A 17,097-nucleotide genomic window follows, 5' to 3' on the forward strand; every position below is an offset into this window, starting at 1 on the left:
ATTGTAATTCTAACCTATAACAAAAAAAGCAAAATATCAATATTGATATTTTGCTTTTTTGCTATAATAAACTATTAGAAAATACGTTAAACAATCTAAAACTAATTATTTTTTTATGAAACAATCATTACTTATTTTATTATTTTTAGCAACAAGTCTTACCTGGAGTCAATCGGGATCTGATTATTTTGACCAAGCTCTAAGAAAAGCCCAAAACGGAAACACCAAAGGCGCAATACTAGACTACACTAAAGCTATTAAGCTAAAAGCAAACTTCACGGAGGCATACCAAAACAGAGGTGTTGCCAAACTAAAACTAAATGACATAAAAGGTGCTCTTGCTGACTTTAATAAAACAATCGAATTAGACCCAATGAATGCTGATGCTTTTACTGGAAGAGCTAATATAAACTACAAATTAAAAGACTTTCAAGCAGCTATTAAAGATTGTACTTCATCAATTGCTTTAAACCCCAAAGACTACATAGCTTACAACTTAAGAGGTACTTGCTACACTCAAATTCAAGATAAAAAAAATGCTTGTAAAGATTTCACAAAGGCAATAGAATTAGGCAGTCAAAGCGCTAGTAAAAACAAAGCTACTTTCTGCAAATAAAAAACCATAAAAAGCACCTAACTTTTCTTTTTACAAAGTAAAAGTTAGGTGCTTTTTTTGTATTCCAACTTATACCTATATTTGATAGGATATTTGGCAATCCATCTAATTTTATTCGATATAATTATGTCAATTCTAAAAAAGATAAATACAAAAGCCAAAACTGATAAGAATTCTGGTTTTGGAACTAACTCTAATAATTATGGAGGCCGTTTTGTAAATAAGAACGGCACTCCAAATATCGAAAAGAAAGGAATGCATTTGTTACGTCGTATTAGCTGGTATCACACCATGATTGATATGCCTACTTGGAAGTTTATGTTTATTTTATTTTCCTTTTATATCACTATCAATTTCATTTTTGCAATTGTCTATTATGCAATTGGCATTGAACACCTAGACGGAATTATTGCTTCTCAAAGCGAGTGGGCAAAATTTGGGCAAGCCTATTTTTTCAGCGCACAAACTTTTACAACGGTGGGCTACGGACACATTAGTCCCACAGGATTCCTAACAAGCGCTCTATCGGCTGCTGAAGCATTAATAGGACTACTAAGCTTTGCTATTGCAACTGGATTATTCTTTGGAAGATTTAGTAAACCAACTGCATTTCTTAAATTCTCACATAATGCTTTAATCAGTCCTTACAAAGAGGAAAAAGCTTTAATGATACGCCTTGTTCCTTTTAAAAATACAAACTTTACTGATGCCGAAGCTAAAATTTCTTTAGGTATTAGTATTGAAGAAAATGGCGTAATGACTAACAAATTCTATTCTTTAGAATTAGAATTAAATCGAATAAATGCCCTTACACTTAGCTGGACGTTAGTACACCCCATAACCGAGAAGAGTCCACTATATAAATTCACAAAAGAAGACTTTGCCACTACTCATGGAGAAATTTTGGTATTCATTAAAACTTTTGATGATATGTACAGTAATACTGTTGCAGCAAGAACCTCATACACCTTTAAAGAGGTATTATACGGGGCTAAATTTGACCCAATGTACAACCGAAGTAAAGACAATACCAAAACTGTATTGCATCTTGACAAACTTAACTCTTATCAGATTATAAATTTTAAATAGACTAAAATCAATAAATTTATTATTTTAAGTATATTTATAGAAATTAAACTAAATTTGTTTATCAAATATCAATTAATGATAAACAATATAAAAAGTGTCTTTAGTATAAAAGACCTTGAAAACCTTTCTGGAATTAAGGCACACACCATTCGCATTTGGGAAAAGAGATACAACATCCTTGAACCTATGCGTACCGAAACCAATATTCGTCTATATGACTTAGCTAGTTTACAAAAACTTCTAAACATTACGTTACTACATGAATATGGCTATAAGATCTCGAAGATAGCAACTTATCCTCAAGAAAAAATTCCACAATTAGTTAGAGAAATCATTTCTAACAAAAATGCAAAAAATCACGCCATTAGTTCTTTCAAAATGGCAATGATGAATTTTGACCAAGAATCATTCTTTAATACATTTAATTGGTTGACTACTGAAAAATCTTTTAAAGAAGTTTTTCATCAAGTTTTCATTCCTCTATTAAATGAATTAGGTTTACTATGGCAATCTGAAACCATATCACCTGCACATGAACATTTTATAAGCAACTTAATTAAACAGAAACTGCACATAAATACAGAGAAATTACAAGTTCAAAAACCAACAAAAACAGATAGAATATATGTACTTTCCTTGCCAATGAATGAAATTCATGAACTAGGATTAATGTATATACAATACGAAATTCTTCTTCAAGGCTACAAAACAATTTATCTAGGTGAAAGTATGCCTATAGAAAACCTAAAAGAACTTAACAATCATTTTGACAATATCACTTTTGTTTCTTATCTAACCATACAACCTGACCGTAATATTATCAATCAATATGTAAGCACTATGGGTTCGGAATTATTAAACAACTCCAATGAAATATGGCTAATTGGTAAAATGGTAGAGTACATTGAAACAGAAAATCTGAATCAAAAAATACATATTTTTAACTCCATTGAAGAATTAGTGATGCAGATATAATTATTTTGTTTAATTATTTCGTAATTTTGTTAAACAAATGAAAAAGACAATCTCAATTATAGGTTCTGGTTTTTCGGCTTTATCTGCTTCTTGTTATCTAGCCAAGCAAGGATATGACGTAACCATATATGAAAAAAATGCTACTATAGGCGGTAGAGCCAGACAACTAAAAAGCAATGGTTTCACATTCGATATGGGTCCAAGCTGGTACTGGATGCCCGATGTATTCGAAAATTTCTTTAATGACTTTAATAAAAAGACAACCGATTACTATGAGTTAATAAAACTTAATCCTGCCTATCGTGTTTATTTTGGAATTAATGAATTTATAACTATCACTGATAATTTAGAAGAAATTGCTACAACCTTTGAATCTATTGAAAAAGGAAGCGGACAAAAACTCGTTGATCATATATCGCAAGCTAAAAGCAATTATGATATTGCCATAAAAAAATTAGTATATCGCCCAGGTGTTTCGGCATTAGAGTTGATAACTTTAGAAACCACCAAAAAACTGAATCAGTTTTTTGGAACAGTCAGCAAAGATATTCGCAAGAAATTTAAAAATGATAAACTAATTCAAATTCTAGAATTTCCTGTTTTATTCCTTGGTGCAAAACCATCCAACACTCCTTCTTTTTATAATTTTATGAATTATGCTGATTTTGGATTAGGAACATGGCATCCTAAAACTGGAATGTATGATGTTGTTCGTGGCATCGAAAATCTTGCCGAAGAGCTTGGAGTCACATTTAAAATGAATTCTAACATTGATAAAATCATAGTAAAAAATAATATCGCAACTGCATTAATTATTAATGACGAAATTATTGCATCGGATATAATTTTAAGTGGTGCTGATTACCAACATACCGAAACTTTATTAGACAAAGAGCATCGAGCCTATTCAGATTCCTATTGGGAAAGTCGCGTTTTTGCTCCTTCTTCTCTCCTATTTTATATTGGATTTGACAAAAAAATTCAAGACATTTCACATCACGCTTTATTCTTCGATGTCGATTTCAACCAACATGCAATTGATATTTATGATAATCCCAAGTGGCCAGAAGCGCCTTTATTTTATGCCAACTTCCCATCAGTTACTGATAAAACAGCTGCTCCTTACGGAATGGAAAGTGGCTTTTTTTTAATTCCGCTTGCACCGGGGATAGAAGATACTGAAGCTTTACGGGAAGAATATTTCGATAAAATTATCACTCGCTTCGAAACTGTAACTCAACAATCTATTAAAAATAATATTATCTTTAAGAAGTCTTTTTGCAAAAATGACTTTATCGAAGATTACAATGCTTATAAAGGAAATGCATACGGAATGGCAAATACCCTATTACAAACTGCATTTTTGAGACCTAAACTAAAAAGTAAAAAAGTAAAAAACTTATACTTTACTGGACAATTAACTGTTCCAGGACCTGGCGTGCCTCCTGCTTTGATATCAGGAAAACTAGTATCCGAATTAATAAACAAATCCTTTTCATCATAAAAATATGAAACAGCTATTTGATAATGTCTCGTTTAAATGTAGCAAGCTAGTAACTCAAAGCTACAGTACTTCTTTCTCGTTAGCTGTATATATGTTAGCCCCGAGCATAAGGGATGCAATTTACAGTATTTATGGTTTTGTGCGTTTTGCCGATGAAATTGTAGATTCGTTTCATGGATTCGATAAAAAATATCTAATTGATGATTTTGAAAAAGAATACTATAAAGCGATAGCAGCTGGTATAAGTCTTAATCCTATTTTAAATTCTTTTCAGCAAACTGTAAAACAATATAATATCACCGATGATTTAATTCAGTCTTTTTTAAAAAGCATGAAACTAGATTTAATCAAATCAGACTATAATGAGGAAGAAATTGAAGATTATATTTATGGTTCTGCTGATGTTGTAGGCTTAATGTGTCTTAAAGTTTTTGTTTCTGGCAGTGATTCAAAATACGAAAAACTAAAAATGGAAGCAATGCGATTAGGTTCTGCTTTTCAAAAGGTGAATTTCTTAAGAGACTTAAAAGATGATAATCTAATTTTAAACCGAAACTATTTCCCTGGAATAGATTTAAACTCATTTGATGAAACTTCAAAAAACAAAATTATAGAAGAAATTGAAGAAGATTTTAAAATTGCCTATCAGGGAATTGTAAAACTTCCTGTAGAAGCTAAATTTGGTGTTTATACTGCTTATATATATTATAAAAAGCTTTTGAAGAAACTAGAAAACACCCCTTGTCACGAGATTGGCAATGAAAGAATTCGAGTCTCTAATTATTCTAAAGCAGGATTACTAGCAAAATCTTTCGTTTCTTATAAACTAAGAATGGTATAACTTCTAACAAAAAAAAACAATGATTTCCTTTTTAATTTTCATAGGCGTATTTCTTTTCATGGAATGTGTCACTTGGTGTACTCATAAATTTGTCATGCACGGTTTTATGTGGTATTTTCACTCTGATCATCACCAACCTAAATACACAAATGTATTTGAGCGAAATGACATTTTCTTTGTGATTTTTGCAATCCCGAGTATTTTACTATTCTATTTTGGAACTATAGATGGTATCAATTATTTGTTTTTTATTGGTTTGGGATTAACCTTTTACGGATTTTGTTATTTTATGGTTCATGATGTATTGATTCATCAACGCTTTAAATGGTTTAAAAACACTAAAAACAAATATCTTATCGGGTTAAGAAAAGCACATAAAGTACACCATAAACACTTAGACAAGGAACATGGTGAGTGTTTTGGAATGTTGTTCGTGCCATTTAAATACTACAAATTCTAATAGATAGTCATGAAAGTATATAAGAAAGAATCTATCCAGCATATCAATGCGAGTTTAGAAGAGTGCTGGGCTTTTTTTTCTAATCCAAAAAACCTGCAAGTAATCACTCCTAAGTCAATGGGCTTTGAGGTTACCGATTATGATGACAAATTAATGTATGCTGGACAAATCATTCAATATAAAATCACTCCACTTTTAGGAATCAAATTAAGTTGGATGACTGAAATTACTGTAGTAAAAGAAAATAGCTATTTTATAGATGAGCAACGTTTTGGTCCGTATACTTTATGGCATCATAAACATTTTTTTGAAGCTACTTCTAATGGGACTCAAATGACTGATATTGTACATTATGCACTTCCGCTAGGTTTTATAGGTCGCATCATGAATGCACTTGTTGTGAGAAATGAACTGAAAACAATTTTTGAATACCGCCATAAAAAGGTTGAAGAAATTTTTAATACTAAATAATGGGCAAACAAAAAGTTACACTTTTTTGGTTTCGACGTGATCTGCGTTTGGATGATAATCGGGGATTGTTTCATGCTCTTGAATCTGATTTTCTAGTTATTCCTTTGTTTATTTTTGATGAGGCAATTCTTGAGAGCTTGCCTAAAAACGATTCAAGAGTGAGTTTTATATACGATTCTCTAGAGAAAATCAATACTGAATTGAATACTATTGGAAGTTCTCTTTTAATTAAAAAAGGAGAAACTAATAAAATCTGGAAATCTCTCATCGAAGAATTCGATATTCAAGAAGTGTTTTTTAATAAAGATTATGAGCCTTATGCTATAAAAAGAGATTTTACAATCTCTAATTTGTTAAGGCTAAATAATATTACAGCACATCTATATAAAGATCATGTGCTATTTGAAGAAAAAGAAATTACAAAATCGGACGGCTTACCATATACCATATATACTCCTTATAAGAATAAATGGCTTGAAAAATATAAAGTTCTAGGTCAAGCCAAAGAATATAATACTACTAAGCTTTTTCCAAATTTTTATAAAAGTGTATTTGAATTCCCGACAATAAACCAAATTGGGTTTGAAAAAAGTACTATTAAAGTACAACCTCATAATTTAAAAAACATTACGAATTATCAAGAAACAAGGGATTTTCCTGCGTTAGATTCAACCTCTTATCTTTCGCCTCATTTGCGTTTTGGTACTGTTAGTATCCGAAAATTAGTAAATTGGGCAGCAAATACAAATCAGGTTTTCTTGAGTGAATTAATATGGAGGGAATTTTTTATCCAGATATTATTTAGTTTCCCGAATGTGGTTAACCATAATTTTAAATCGGCATACGATGGAATTCAATGGTTAAATAACGAGAAGGATTTTCTGCGTTGGTGCTCTGGAACTACGGGCTATCCTATGGTGGATGCAGGTATGCGTCAACTTAATGAAACTGGATATATGCATAATCGAGTTCGAATGGTTGTTGCCAGTTTTTTATGCAAACATTTATTGATTAGTTGGCAATGGGGCGAAGCCTATTTTGCGGAGAAATTACTTGATTACGAATTGGCTTCGAATGTTGGTAATTGGCAATGGGCTGCAGGAACGGGCTGTGATGCTGCTCCTTATTTTAGAGTTTTTAATCCCGAAATTCAACTTAAGAAGTTTGATGAAAAAGGTATTTACATCCGAAAATGGATTCCTGAGTTTGACTTGGGTTATAATCAACCCATGATTGACCATGCTTTTGCAAGAGATCGTGCTATTGCGACTTATAAAGCGGGGATTCTGAGATAGTTTTAAAAAAATTTACTCAGAACTTTAAAAGCCTCTGTCTGAGTTTGAACTTTGACAGAAGCTTTATTCTTTTTGCAGTTTTCTAGCCCAGATAGGAACGGCACCCTTTTGTGGTGGTGTTCACTACAAGAGATATAATGTCCCGATAGCTATCGGGAAGCTGGATGTAGCTCCCTAATATTTCTGATAATTATTTACTTGAATTTTAGCTTTCAAATCGAACATTAAATTATATAATCCAAAAAAGGTTCTATTCATATATATAAAATGTTTCGAACCACGGTTTCCATTCATTTTTTTTAGATTCGTATCTTTAGAAAAACGCTCCCCCAATTGTCCTATACTATCAAAAAAAGCCTCATCAGAAAAATCAAATGTATCGGACTGAAATGGTTTTGTAAATAATGACAATAAATCATGGAACATTCCTGTAAAATATTCTATCTCTTCTTTGGTATCATCTTTTCTTAGAATTTCTAATTCAAAAAGTTTCTCATTAAAAAGCTTTTCATCAGTTATCACTTCTTTATTGATTAACTCAAAATAAGGAACATAAAAATCATTTGGAATTTGTTTCATACATCCAAAATCTAAAGCTACTAACTGTTTTTTATCGTTTACCAAGAAATTTCCAGGATGTGGATCAGCATGAACTTTTCGTAAAATATGAATTTGATACATGTAAAAATCCCAAAGTGCTTGCCCGATAACATCCGATTCCTCTTGATTGGGCTTCTTCGCAGTATATTCTGAAAGATGAATCCCAGTCATCCAATCCATAGTAATGATTTTCTCTGAAGAAAAGGCTGGATAATAATTCGGAAAAACCAGGTTTTCTATCTTTTTACAAGCTTCGACAACTTCTTGACTTTGCTGTAATTCCAATAAATAGTTTGTTTCTTCTATTAACTTATCTTCAACTTCTTTAAAATATTTATCTGAATCTTTTCCTTGCAGATTAAACATTCTTATTGCCATGGGTTTTACCAAAGCCAAATCAGAAGAAATACTATTAGCAACTCCTGGATACTGAATTTTTACGGCTAGTTGTTTACCATCTTTTACAGCTAAATGTACCTGACCGATACTTGCTGCATTTACAGAATTGGGATTAAACTCATCAAAAATTTCATATGGTGTTTTACCAAAATTAGTTTTAAAGGTTTTTAATACTAATGGTGCAGAAAGTGGCGGAACTGAAAATTGTGACAATGAAAATTTTTCGACATAGGCTTGTGGCAAGAAATTCTTGTCCATACTTAACATCTGTGCCACTTTAAGCGCACTTCCTTTTAAGCTTTTAAGTCCGTCGTAGATGTCTTCGGCATTATTTTCGTTTAATTTATCGCGGGTTATGTCTGGATTTACAATTTTCTCACCGTAATATTTTAAATAATTCACTCCTATTTTTGCTCCTGTTTGAACTAATTTGCTCGCCCTTTCAATTTTAGAAGTCGGGATATAGTCGATAGTTTTCATTGTTTGCTGTATATTTTTTCTTTAAAAATAAATTTACCAAAATCTAGTAAATGATTCATTGGCGCTACATTCATCAATTCAAAAGAAACATTTACAGACTTTTCGATAAAAATATCTGTTTTTTCAAAAGCTGGTGAGGCATCGTCTACCCAAAATTTAAGGGTAAGTAAAAGCTGCATCCACGCTGTTTCCTGAATTGCTTTTTCCTGAAAATTTTGAAGTTTCTCTTGTTGAACTCGAAAATCATCGGTTATGATTAGGCTAATATATTTCTTAAAACTATCACGAAGTGTGGTTAGTTTTGCCAAGTTTTTTATCGGATTCGAGTAACTTTTCAAAGCTTGAACAACATAACTACGGTTTGCAGTTAGCAATTCGAAAAAAGTAAAATAAAAACTAAGCATTTTATTCTTCATATCATATTCATGATACTCTGGATTTTTATCTAATAATTCAACTGTGTTTTCAAAAAAAAGATTGAAAATTTCTTTCTCTAATCCTTCAAATGTTCCAAAAAAAGTGTAAAATTCGGATTCTTCAAAATCATTTTCTTTAGCAAAATGGAAAATCGATTTTGGATTTTGCCCATGTTCTAAAACGTAATTCATATACAAAGAAACAATTTTATCTTTTGTCAATATTTCTTTTTTAGTTTCCATACCATTTACTTTTTTTAATTGAGTATAAAGATAAGCAACGTTTAACTATATTTACGTAATGCTAAACAAAACAAGGTGTTAAATATATTATAAACTATTATGACTAAAAATATTTTATTAACTGGTGGCTCTGGCTTTATAGGGAAAAAACTTACTGAATTATTAATTAGCCATGGGTATACGGTCTCTGTATTAACTCGGACCGAAAGAAAAGCTAGTGAAAATATTATCTATTATAAATGGGATATAGAAAACAACTATATAGATGAGGCTTCTGTTTTAAAAGCAGATTACATTATTCATCTTGCCGGTGAAGGTATTGCTTCAAAAAAATGGACAGATAAACGCAAAAAAGAAATTATAGATAGTAGAGAAAAACCTATTGAGCTCATTTATTCTGTTTTAAAAAAGAATAATAAATCCTTAGAGGCTTTTATATCTGCATCGGCTGTTGGTATTTATGGTGCTTTTACAAGTGAAACTATTTGTACCGAAGAAACTCCCGCAACAAATGATTTCTTGGGAGCTACTTGCCAAAAATGGGAAGCAGCTACCGAATGTATTAAATCACTAGGAATCCGCACTGTTATAATACGAACTGGTTTAGTTTTGGGTAAAGATGATGGGTTTTTAAAAAAATTGGTTCCAATTTTTAAGTATGGTTTTGGTTCTATTGTGGGAACTGGAAAACAATATATGCCTTGGATTCATATTGATGACTTATGCAGTATTTATCTTCTTGCAATTACAAACACTAGTATGAATGGTCCTTTTAATGCTGCTGTTACTGATAACACTAATAATGCTATTTTCTCTAAAGCTTTGGCGAATGTATATAGTTTTTCTATTTGGTTACCTAAAATCCCTTCTTTTATTGTTAAATTGATAATGGGAGAAATGAGCAAAATTATATTAACGGGGCAACGTGTTTCTTCTAAAAAAATAGAAAGTGCTGGTTTTAAATTTAAATATTCAAATTTAAAACCAGCACTTATGGATTGTTTAAATTAACTTTTATTTCATTATTCCTACCAAGCTTGTATTTACCTTTTTAGATACTTTACTTTCTATCATTGATGGTATCTTAATATTAAAATCATCCGTATTAAGTGAGAAATCTGAAATGATTTCTATGCCTTCGGGAACTTTTTTTAGTATTGCACTTACTTCTATTTCTTTTATTTTACCGTGAATTTGAAGTTTCCCTTTAATAGTGTATTCCTTTGGCGATTCAGTAATATCTTTCATATCAAATTTCCCGATTTTACCTTTAAATATAGCTTTTGGATATCGATCACTTTCAATATAATTTTGATTAAAATGAGTTTCCATTAAATCCATTTTAAATCGAAAATTTTTAATCACAGCCACACAAACAAAACTACTTGTTTCTGGCTCCATTACCATAATTACCGATTTATTAACTGCGTTTACCTCTTCAAAGAAAGGTACTGAAGCTTCAAAGTTAATAACCCCCATTGAAGTTCTTATTTTATCTTGTGCGGTAATAAAATTAGCGGTAAGTAATAAAATTAAAAAAGTACTTTTTTTCATAATCTTCTGCAATTAAGATTAAACACATTGCATGATTTTTTTGAAAAGTCTATTGAAAGAAACAAACTAACAACAGACATAAATCAAAAAAAGAACTATTCTGAAAAGAGATCAAGCCACTAACGCTATCTAAATGCTCTTTCTTAAAGTTACGAATTTTAATCTACTTTAGTTCTTAAAACAACGCTAAAACTTACACAAAAAACTATTTTAATTTAGCTCTAGTAAAACATTGTATTTACTTAAACTTGCCAATGTTTCTATAGAACTATAATTATATTCTTCTGCATGATTTTCGACTTCTTTTTTCACCTCTATATGTTTCAAAGCTTTACAAAAACGTCTTACTTCTTCAAGATTTGATAAAATAAGTCCTGGAACAAGAACACTCTTTCCTTCTTTATCTTTGGCTACCATTGTAAAGTAAGAAGAATTACAATGTTTTATTGCTCCTGTCTGAATATTTTCGGCTTCAACACGAATCCCAACAATCATTGAGCTTTTACCTACGTAATTAACAGAGGCTTTCATAGTTACCAATTCTCCTACCTCAATAGGTTTTAGGAAATTGACTGTATCCACCGAAGCTGTTACGCAGTAATTACCTGAGAATTTTGATGCACAAGCAAAAGCAATTTGATCTAGTAATGATAATATGTAACCTCCATGTATCTTGCCGCTAAAATTAGTATGCGACGGAAGCATTAATTCTGAAATGCTTATTCTCGAACAGGCTACTGTTTTAAAGTTTGTATTTGTATTCATATTATATATTATTTTACATTAAATGGGGAATCTTCTTTTTTTACAGCCTTTACAAAAAAACGCGTTTCTCCCCACCAAGGAAATGTTTTATACTTTTCGACATACTCCAATTTTACATAACCTCCTTGAAGCACTTTTAAATCTTCTATAACTTTTTTGTCACCGTCTAAAACGGAGAAAGAGAATATTTGAGCTCCAGAAATTCCTTGGCTCAGTTCTCCTTCCCATGTTTTCATCATAACTCCTTTATGACTAAGCCTGATTAATTCACCTGAACGGATTCCTGTACTATAAGGTACATAATAAATAAAACTAAAATACCCAATTAGAGCTATAGCAGCAATACCAATGATAATTCCCAGAATTCGTTTCATACAACTATTTGTTTAATAATTTAATTTTCGCTGTTATTTGCTCTTGCCAAAATATTCTCTGGAAGTGACTTTTTGGCCTTTGCTCCCATTTTCTTCAATTTTTCTACACTTGTAATTAAATTTCCTCGTCCTTCAACTAGTTTACTCATGGCATTTTCATATTCGGTTTTTGAGTCATTTATTTTGTTACCTATTTTAATTAAATCGGCTATAAAACCTTCAAACTTATCATACAACGCTCCGGCTTGTCTGGCTATTTCAAAAGCATTTTCTTGTTGTTTTTGATTTGCCCACATGCTGTCGATGGTTCGCAAAGTCGCCAATAATGTAGTTGGTGTAACAATTACAATGTTTTTTTCAAAAGCTCTATTATATAAGGTAGCTTCTTCATTTAATGCTATTGCAAAAGCAGGCTCTATTGGTATAAAAAGCAATACAAAATCAGGGCTTTCTATTTGATATAAATCATGGTAATTTTTATTTCCAAGTTGCTCAACATGACGTTTTATAGAATTTACATGCTCTTTTAAGTAATCTGCTTTTAAGCTATCATTTTCTTCATTTATCCATTTTTCATATGCTGTTAAAGAAACTTTAGAATCTACAATCATTTTTTTACCATCTGGTAAATGAATCACTACATCTGGAAGAACACGAAGACCAACCTCATTAGTAAAACTCTGTTGCACTTCATACTCTCTTCCCTTTTCTAAACCAGACTTTTCAAGAACTCGTTCCAAAACCAGCTCTCCCCAATTTCCTTGTATTTTACTATCTCCTTTTAAGGCCTTAGTTAGGTTTAGAGTTTCTTTACTCATTTGAGCATTCATTTCACTTAACCCAATTATTTGTTGACGTAAAGCTGCATGATAATCAATACTTTCTTTATGTGTGTCTTCTACTTTCTTTTCAAAGCCTATTATTTTATCTTGCAATGGTAACAAGATATTTTTCATATTTTCATTATTTTGCGCAGTAAATTTTGTCGATTTTTCTTCGAGTATTTTATTTGCAAGATTTTCAAACTCTTTGGTGAATTTTTCCTGAAGTTGTTCTACTTCATTTTTTTGTTCTTTATGGCGTTCCCATAAATTCTCAAAATCGACTTCTTTTTTCGAAAGCTGAATTGCAAGGCTATCTTTTTCAGTTCGAATAATTTCTTTATCAAAATTTGTTGCTTGAAGTTGTTTCTCGAAATTATTTTTTTCTGATTGAAAATATGCTTTTTGCTCTTGAAACTGATTTGTTAAAGCTATCAACTTTTCGTTTAAACTTACTTTCTCAGATTGGAATCGTGCAGAAAAAATAAGTTTACCTATAAAAGCTCCAATGATTAAAGCAATAAGAAAGGCCAGTAAAAAAGGAAACAGATTCAACATATAAAGACTTTTAAAAGAGTAAAAATACACAATAATAACTACTCTCAAAGAAGAGATTCTTTTTTGAGTTTTAAAAAACCCCCTTACAATAATTGTATTGCAAACACAAAAAAAAATTTAATACAAAAACATCAACTTCAACGCAACCTTTTTTGCTTTATGTCATCTATTAATATATAATCTTTTAAAATATTAAAAATGAAGAAAATTATTTTAGCCCTATTTGTTGCTTTGGGGATCAGTTCTTGTTCTTTGAATGCTGATAATGACTATCAAAGCTGTGGCGATTATAGTAATGTTACTTTTTCTGGTTTTCCTCTAGAATGCAACTATACTATAAAAGACATGCCTGCTACACCTATGGCTGTGGCAATAAAAACACAAGAAAAAATGGATTCTTTTTTTATAAAAAACACAAATCCTTGCCCTACATCTGTGAATCCTACTATCGATTTTACCAAAAATTATTTAATTGGTATTTTTTCTGGACCAAAACCAACTAGCGGATATGAAATAAAAATTAGCTCTATAGTAGAGAACTCTTGCGAAATAATAGTACAATACTATGAAAAAGAGCCTCTTCCGAATGAAGAAGTTAATACTCCTGCAACAAATCCATATGATTTTGTTTTAATTCCCAAAACTGACAAGCCTATTTACTTAAATAAGGTAAGTCAAAGCAAAAATTTTGTTGTTATAGGAAGTTATAGTAGTCAATGTACTGGATCTGATTGCCAATTATTTTTTAATATCAATAATCTAAATGTAATTCAATATTTTAATGTAGTTGTTGGTCAATATGATTTTAGCAAATACAACTATCAGACATTGAACAAAAAGGGGGATTATTCTGAGTTTGTAAAGATGATTCCTACAGAGATTTTAAATCTAAATGGTGGTACTAAGACCTATGGAAGCCCAGATTCGGCTTCTCAAGGCGGAATATACTTTGAATTGAGCCAAGGCAATAAAGTTACTAAAGTACTTATAGACAGTAACAATACATCAGATCAAAGCCAAGAAATTATTACATTTAAAAAAGCAATTAAAGATAAAATTGCAGTATTAAGAAACTAATTTAACTTTGTAGGTTAAATAATTAACATCAATTTTTTATAATGAAAAAAACAATCTTAGCTCTTCTAGTTATTATTTCTGTTTCAACTTATTCTGCAAATGTAATTTTCGAGTCTGATAAAACAGCTAAACTTTATGGAAGTTGGACTTGGCAAAAATCTACTGGTGGTCAAAACGGTAGCTACACCTCAACTCCAAAGAGTATTGGAAGCACTAAAAAGCTTATTTTTACATCTGAGGGAAAAGTAATTACATACATGAACAATGTCGAAATAAGAAATAGTAAATATAAGGTTACTAAAGGTATCAGCGTACTTGATAATCTAGAGCATGATTTAATCACTTTTGAAGGTCTAACCTATATTATCGAAAAATTAGACTCTAAAAGTTTAATTCTCACAAACAATTATCCTAATGGATACAGTTCTACTTATAAAAAGTAGAATATTAAATATCCAAATGCCTATTGCAATCTAATTTACTTTAAAATTATTTTTTGAAAGACAATCTAGACTTACTTATAAAAAAGTGCATTGACAATGACAGAGGAGGGCAATTGAGAATTTATCAATTGTTCTCTCCTGTATTGTATGGAATTTGTCTAAAATATATGAAGAATGAAGATGATGCAAAAGATGTCTTTCAAGAAGCATTTATAATCGTTTTTCAAAAAATAAAGCAATATAAATTCGAAGGTAGTTTTGAGGGATGGATGAAACGAATTTTTATCAATAAACTCATAGAAACTCTAAAAAAAAGAAAAAGAGATTATCTTTTTTTGGATGTTTTTGACTCCGAAACAGAAATTATCGAGGAGGAAGAACTAGAAATTATTCCGATAACACAAGAAAAACTAATCGAATACATTCAAGATTTACCCGACCAATATCGGATGGTTTTTAATCTATTTGTTTTCGAAAAAATGAAACACAAAGAGATTGCTGAAATGCTACAAATTACCGAAGGGACTTCCAAATCAAACTTGAATAGGGCAAAAAAAATATTACAAACAAAAATTTTGGCCGTATTAAATTTTAAAACCGCATGAAAAAGAAAAAAATAGAAGATATTTTTTCTTCAATAGAAAATTTTTCTAGTGTACCCCCACCAGAATTATGGACTATGATTGAAGAAAAACTAGACGAACCTAAAAAGAAAAAAGTAACAGCCATTTGGTGGTCGTTAGCAGCTAGTCTTTTAATAGGTTTAGCCATTACGTCTGGTCTATATTTTAACTCAAATGAAGATGAGACTCTAATAAAGAATAAGAATGTTGTCCTAGACAATCAAAAGAGCAATTCGAAATCAAATACAACACCATCCACTATTAACACTACTACTTTAGATAGCAAAACACCAATAACTGTCGCTGAATCAAACAATTCAGCAACTAATAAAATTTCAACCAACAATCAAGAATCGCCTCAAACAGCAATAATCTCAGTCAACAAAAAGGAAAAGTCTTCTTTGAAATTAAATCACGGAACTATCTCTATAGCCATATCATCCTCAAAAAACAATACTACCACTACCTCATCAGAATATAATAGTCCTAAAACTGGCAATAGTATAAATAAAGATAAAAGCGAAAAAATCGCTTTAAACAACAATATTCAATCTGCATCACAAAACGACACCAAAAGTTCTCTATTTAATCAAAATACAACCGGAGTTACTAGCATTTTAAAAATAGATCCAAAAGAGGAAATAGCTCTAAATAGTAGTTCTGACAAAGATCTTATATCTTTTAATGATTCATTGAATAAAGTACAAATTGCACTTGAATTACAACAATTAGAAAACAGATTAAACAATAAGGAAGATAAAGAAGAACCGAAAATTGAAAAAGACCTTTTAAAGGAAAAATGGTCTGTGGGTCTTTATGCTGGCGTCGCAAACTCTCAGAGTTATGGCAATAAAAAAACATTAGGTAATGATATTGAATCAAAACAAAATACTGGATATGGTGTTAAAACAAATTATAAACTCAATAAAAAATGGGCTATAAGTTCTGGTTTTAAAATCAATGAATTAGGGCAATCTGTAGCTAATGTTTCTTATTATAATAAAAAACAAAATACATTGGCTGCTGGAATTACAAATGATTTTTTTGCCTCAAACCCAAGTGTTGAATATATTTCAACAAATAAAAATTATGTTTTTTCGTCCGACAATAGTAATCAAAAAGTTCAAAGTAGTGGAACAAGTAATCTAACTGGTAATATTGACCAACAATTACAATACCTAGAAATGCCTCTAGAAATTTCTTATTCTATTTTAAGCACTAGTAAAGCCGCTATAATGCTTAATACAGGTGGTTTTATAGGAAAGCTAATTTCTAACGAAATTTTTCTAGATGGTAATTCTATAGGAGGTAATCTAGATGTTAACAACTTCGTATATGGATCTAAACTAAGCAGTACTTTACAATATGAAGTACTTAAACAAACTCGCTTATTTGTTGAACCAGGTTTAAATTATTATATCAATCCACTAAAAACACAATCATTCAACCAATTTCAGTGGGGTCTGAATTTTGGGGTCAACTTTGGATTTTAA

19 protein-coding genes are annotated in these 17,097 nt (G+C 30.7%); 13 read left to right on the forward strand and 6 right to left on the reverse strand.

All coding sequences use genetic code 11. The features are described from left to right. Positions 1-115 precede the first annotated feature (115 nt). From IUY40_RS02200 to IUY40_RS02235, 8 genes are all read left to right on the forward strand, one after another. A complete protein-coding gene (locus tag IUY40_RS02200) occupies positions 116-616 on the forward strand; it encodes a tetratricopeptide repeat protein (protein ID WP_195735263.1) in 501 nt (166 codons plus the stop codon). A gap of 126 nt (positions 617-742) precedes the next feature. Continuing rightward, a complete protein-coding gene (locus IUY40_RS02205) occupies positions 743-1,705 on the forward strand; it encodes an ion channel (protein WP_195735264.1) in 963 nt (320 codons plus the stop codon). A 75-nt stretch (positions 1,706-1,780) separates the two neighbouring features. Then, positions 1,781-2,680 (forward strand): MerR family transcriptional regulator, encoded by a 900-nt coding sequence (locus IUY40_RS02210; protein ID WP_195735265.1) that lies wholly within the window; start codon positions 1,781-1,783, stop codon positions 2,678-2,680. 37 nt (positions 2,681-2,717) lie between these two features. Beyond that, a complete protein-coding gene (crtI, locus tag IUY40_RS02215) occupies positions 2,718-4,184 on the forward strand; it encodes a phytoene desaturase family protein (RefSeq protein ID WP_195735266.1) in 1,467 nt (488 codons plus the stop codon). Between the two features lie 4 nt (positions 4,185-4,188). Beyond that, on the forward strand, positions 4,189-5,025 hold the full coding sequence (locus IUY40_RS02220) for a phytoene/squalene synthase family protein (protein ID WP_195735267.1): 837 nt from the start codon (positions 4,189-4,191) through the stop codon (positions 5,023-5,025). Between the two features lie 19 nt (positions 5,026-5,044). Then, complete coding sequence (locus tag IUY40_RS02225; protein ID WP_195735268.1) at positions 5,045-5,485, forward strand: sterol desaturase family protein; 441 nt, start codon at positions 5,045-5,047, stop codon at positions 5,483-5,485. A gap of 9 nt (positions 5,486-5,494) precedes the next feature. Continuing rightward, entirely contained in the window at positions 5,495-5,956 is a 462-nt protein-coding gene (locus IUY40_RS02230; RefSeq protein WP_195735269.1) for an SRPBCC family protein, read from the forward strand. Continuing rightward, entirely contained in the window at positions 5,956-7,251 is a 1,296-nt protein-coding gene (locus tag IUY40_RS02235) for a deoxyribodipyrimidine photo-lyase (RefSeq protein ID WP_195735270.1), read from the forward strand. The genes IUY40_RS02230 and IUY40_RS02235 overlap by 1 nt, the downstream gene beginning before the upstream one ends. Positions 7,252-7,425: 174 nt before the next feature. Here IUY40_RS02235 and IUY40_RS02240 read toward each other — a convergent pair whose 3' ends face one another. After that, on the reverse strand, positions 7,426-8,730 hold the full coding sequence (locus IUY40_RS02240; protein ID WP_195735271.1) for an AarF/ABC1/UbiB kinase family protein: 1,305 nt from the start codon (positions 8,728-8,730) through the stop codon (positions 7,426-7,428). Beyond that, positions 8,727-9,389 carry a TetR family transcriptional regulator C-terminal domain-containing protein gene (locus tag IUY40_RS02245; protein WP_195735272.1) on the reverse strand — a complete coding sequence of 221 codons (663 nt, stop codon included), beginning with the start codon at positions 9,387-9,389 and terminating at the stop codon, positions 8,727-8,729. The genes IUY40_RS02240 and IUY40_RS02245 overlap by 4 nt, the downstream gene beginning before the upstream one ends. A 99-nt stretch (positions 9,390-9,488) precedes the next feature. Between IUY40_RS02245 and IUY40_RS02250 the strand changes: the two genes are divergently transcribed. Further along, positions 9,489-10,400 (forward strand): TIGR01777 family oxidoreductase, encoded by a 912-nt coding sequence (locus IUY40_RS02250; RefSeq protein ID WP_195735273.1) that lies wholly within the window; start codon positions 9,489-9,491, stop codon positions 10,398-10,400. Between the two features lie 3 nt (positions 10,401-10,403). Here the strand turns inward: IUY40_RS02250 and IUY40_RS02255 are convergent, their stop codons facing one another. The 4 genes from IUY40_RS02255 to rmuC form a co-directional block, all read right to left on the reverse strand. Next, positions 10,404-10,943 (reverse strand): YceI family protein, encoded by a 540-nt coding sequence (locus IUY40_RS02255; protein ID WP_195735274.1) that lies wholly within the window; start codon positions 10,941-10,943, stop codon positions 10,404-10,406. Between the two features lie 210 nt (positions 10,944-11,153). Then, positions 11,154-11,708, reverse strand: a complete 555-nt coding sequence (locus IUY40_RS02260) for an acyl-CoA thioesterase (RefSeq protein ID WP_229335310.1) — start codon at positions 11,706-11,708, stop codon at positions 11,154-11,156. A gap of 8 nt (positions 11,709-11,716) precedes the next feature. After that, a complete protein-coding gene (locus tag IUY40_RS02265; RefSeq protein WP_195735275.1) occupies positions 11,717-12,082 on the reverse strand; it encodes a 6-phosphogluconate dehydrogenase in 366 nt (121 codons plus the stop codon). A 20-nt stretch (positions 12,083-12,102) separates the two neighbouring features. Further along, positions 12,103-13,461 carry a DNA recombination protein RmuC gene (gene rmuC, locus IUY40_RS02270; RefSeq protein WP_195735276.1) on the reverse strand — a complete coding sequence of 453 codons (1,359 nt, stop codon included), beginning with the start codon at positions 13,459-13,461 and terminating at the stop codon, positions 12,103-12,105. A gap of 198 nt (positions 13,462-13,659) precedes the next feature. On the opposite strand from rmuC, the gene IUY40_RS02275 reads away from it, so the two are divergent. From IUY40_RS02275 to IUY40_RS02290, 4 genes are read left to right on the forward strand one after another with little or no spacing between them, the layout of a single operon-like run. Beyond that, positions 13,660-14,538 (forward strand): protease complex subunit PrcB family protein, encoded by an 879-nt coding sequence (locus IUY40_RS02275; RefSeq protein WP_195735277.1) that lies wholly within the window; start codon positions 13,660-13,662, stop codon positions 14,536-14,538. Between the two features lie 41 nt (positions 14,539-14,579). After that, positions 14,580-14,981 carry a hypothetical protein gene (locus IUY40_RS02280; protein ID WP_195735278.1) on the forward strand — a complete coding sequence of 134 codons (402 nt, stop codon included), beginning with the start codon at positions 14,580-14,582 and terminating at the stop codon, positions 14,979-14,981. 53 nt (positions 14,982-15,034) lie between these two features. After that, positions 15,035-15,586, forward strand: a complete 552-nt coding sequence (locus tag IUY40_RS02285; RefSeq protein ID WP_195735279.1) for a sigma-70 family RNA polymerase sigma factor — start codon at positions 15,035-15,037, stop codon at positions 15,584-15,586. Beyond that, positions 15,583-17,097 carry a hypothetical protein gene (locus tag IUY40_RS02290; RefSeq protein WP_195735280.1) on the forward strand — a complete coding sequence of 505 codons (1,515 nt, stop codon included), beginning with the start codon at positions 15,583-15,585 and terminating at the stop codon, positions 17,095-17,097. The genes IUY40_RS02285 and IUY40_RS02290 overlap by 4 nt, the downstream gene beginning before the upstream one ends.

The organism is Flavobacterium sp. ALJ2 (assembly GCF_015594725.1).
Classification (GTDB): Bacteria; Bacteroidota; Bacteroidia; order Flavobacteriales; family Flavobacteriaceae; genus Flavobacterium.

Excerpts from the sequence above, each read along its gene's own strand:
- IUY40_RS02200 (WP_195735263.1), top strand. The coding sequence starts at position 116 with ATGAAACAATCATTACTTATTTTATTATTTTTAGCAACAAGTCTTACC.
- IUY40_RS02205 (WP_195735264.1), top strand. The coding sequence starts at position 743 with ATGTCAATTCTAAAAAAGATAAATACAAAAGCCAAAACTGATAAGAAT.
- IUY40_RS02210 (WP_195735265.1), top strand. The coding sequence starts at position 1,781 with ATGATAAACAATATAAAAAGTGTCTTTAGTATAAAAGACCTTGAAAAC.
- crtI (WP_195735266.1), top strand. The coding sequence starts at position 2,718 with ATGAAAAAGACAATCTCAATTATAGGTTCTGGTTTTTCGGCTTTATCT.
- IUY40_RS02220 (WP_195735267.1), top strand. The coding sequence starts at position 4,189 with ATGAAACAGCTATTTGATAATGTCTCGTTTAAATGTAGCAAGCTAGTA.
- IUY40_RS02225 (WP_195735268.1), top strand. The coding sequence starts at position 5,045 with ATGATTTCCTTTTTAATTTTCATAGGCGTATTTCTTTTCATGGAATGT.
- IUY40_RS02230 (WP_195735269.1), top strand. The coding sequence starts at position 5,495 with ATGAAAGTATATAAGAAAGAATCTATCCAGCATATCAATGCGAGTTTA.
- IUY40_RS02235 (WP_195735270.1), top strand. The coding sequence starts at position 5,956 with ATGGGCAAACAAAAAGTTACACTTTTTTGGTTTCGACGTGATCTGCGT.
- IUY40_RS02240 (WP_195735271.1), bottom strand. The coding sequence starts at position 8,730 with ATGAAAACTATCGACTATATCCCGACTTCTAAAATTGAAAGGGCGAGC.
- IUY40_RS02245 (WP_195735272.1), bottom strand. The coding sequence starts at position 9,389 with ATGGAAACTAAAAAAGAAATATTGACAAAAGATAAAATTGTTTCTTTG.
- IUY40_RS02250 (WP_195735273.1), top strand. The coding sequence starts at position 9,489 with ATGACTAAAAATATTTTATTAACTGGTGGCTCTGGCTTTATAGGGAAA.
- IUY40_RS02255 (WP_195735274.1), bottom strand. The coding sequence starts at position 10,943 with ATGAAAAAAAGTACTTTTTTAATTTTATTACTTACCGCTAATTTTATT.
- IUY40_RS02260 (WP_229335310.1), bottom strand. The coding sequence starts at position 11,708 with ATGAATACAAATACAAACTTTAAAACAGTAGCCTGTTCGAGAATAAGC.
- IUY40_RS02265 (WP_195735275.1), bottom strand. The coding sequence starts at position 12,082 with ATGAAACGAATTCTGGGAATTATCATTGGTATTGCTGCTATAGCTCTA.
- rmuC (WP_195735276.1), bottom strand. The coding sequence starts at position 13,461 with ATGTTGAATCTGTTTCCTTTTTTACTGGCCTTTCTTATTGCTTTAATC.
- IUY40_RS02275 (WP_195735277.1), top strand. The coding sequence starts at position 13,660 with ATGAAGAAAATTATTTTAGCCCTATTTGTTGCTTTGGGGATCAGTTCT.
- IUY40_RS02280 (WP_195735278.1), top strand. The coding sequence starts at position 14,580 with ATGAAAAAAACAATCTTAGCTCTTCTAGTTATTATTTCTGTTTCAACT.
- IUY40_RS02290 (WP_195735280.1), top strand. The coding sequence starts at position 15,583 with ATGAAAAAGAAAAAAATAGAAGATATTTTTTCTTCAATAGAAAATTTT.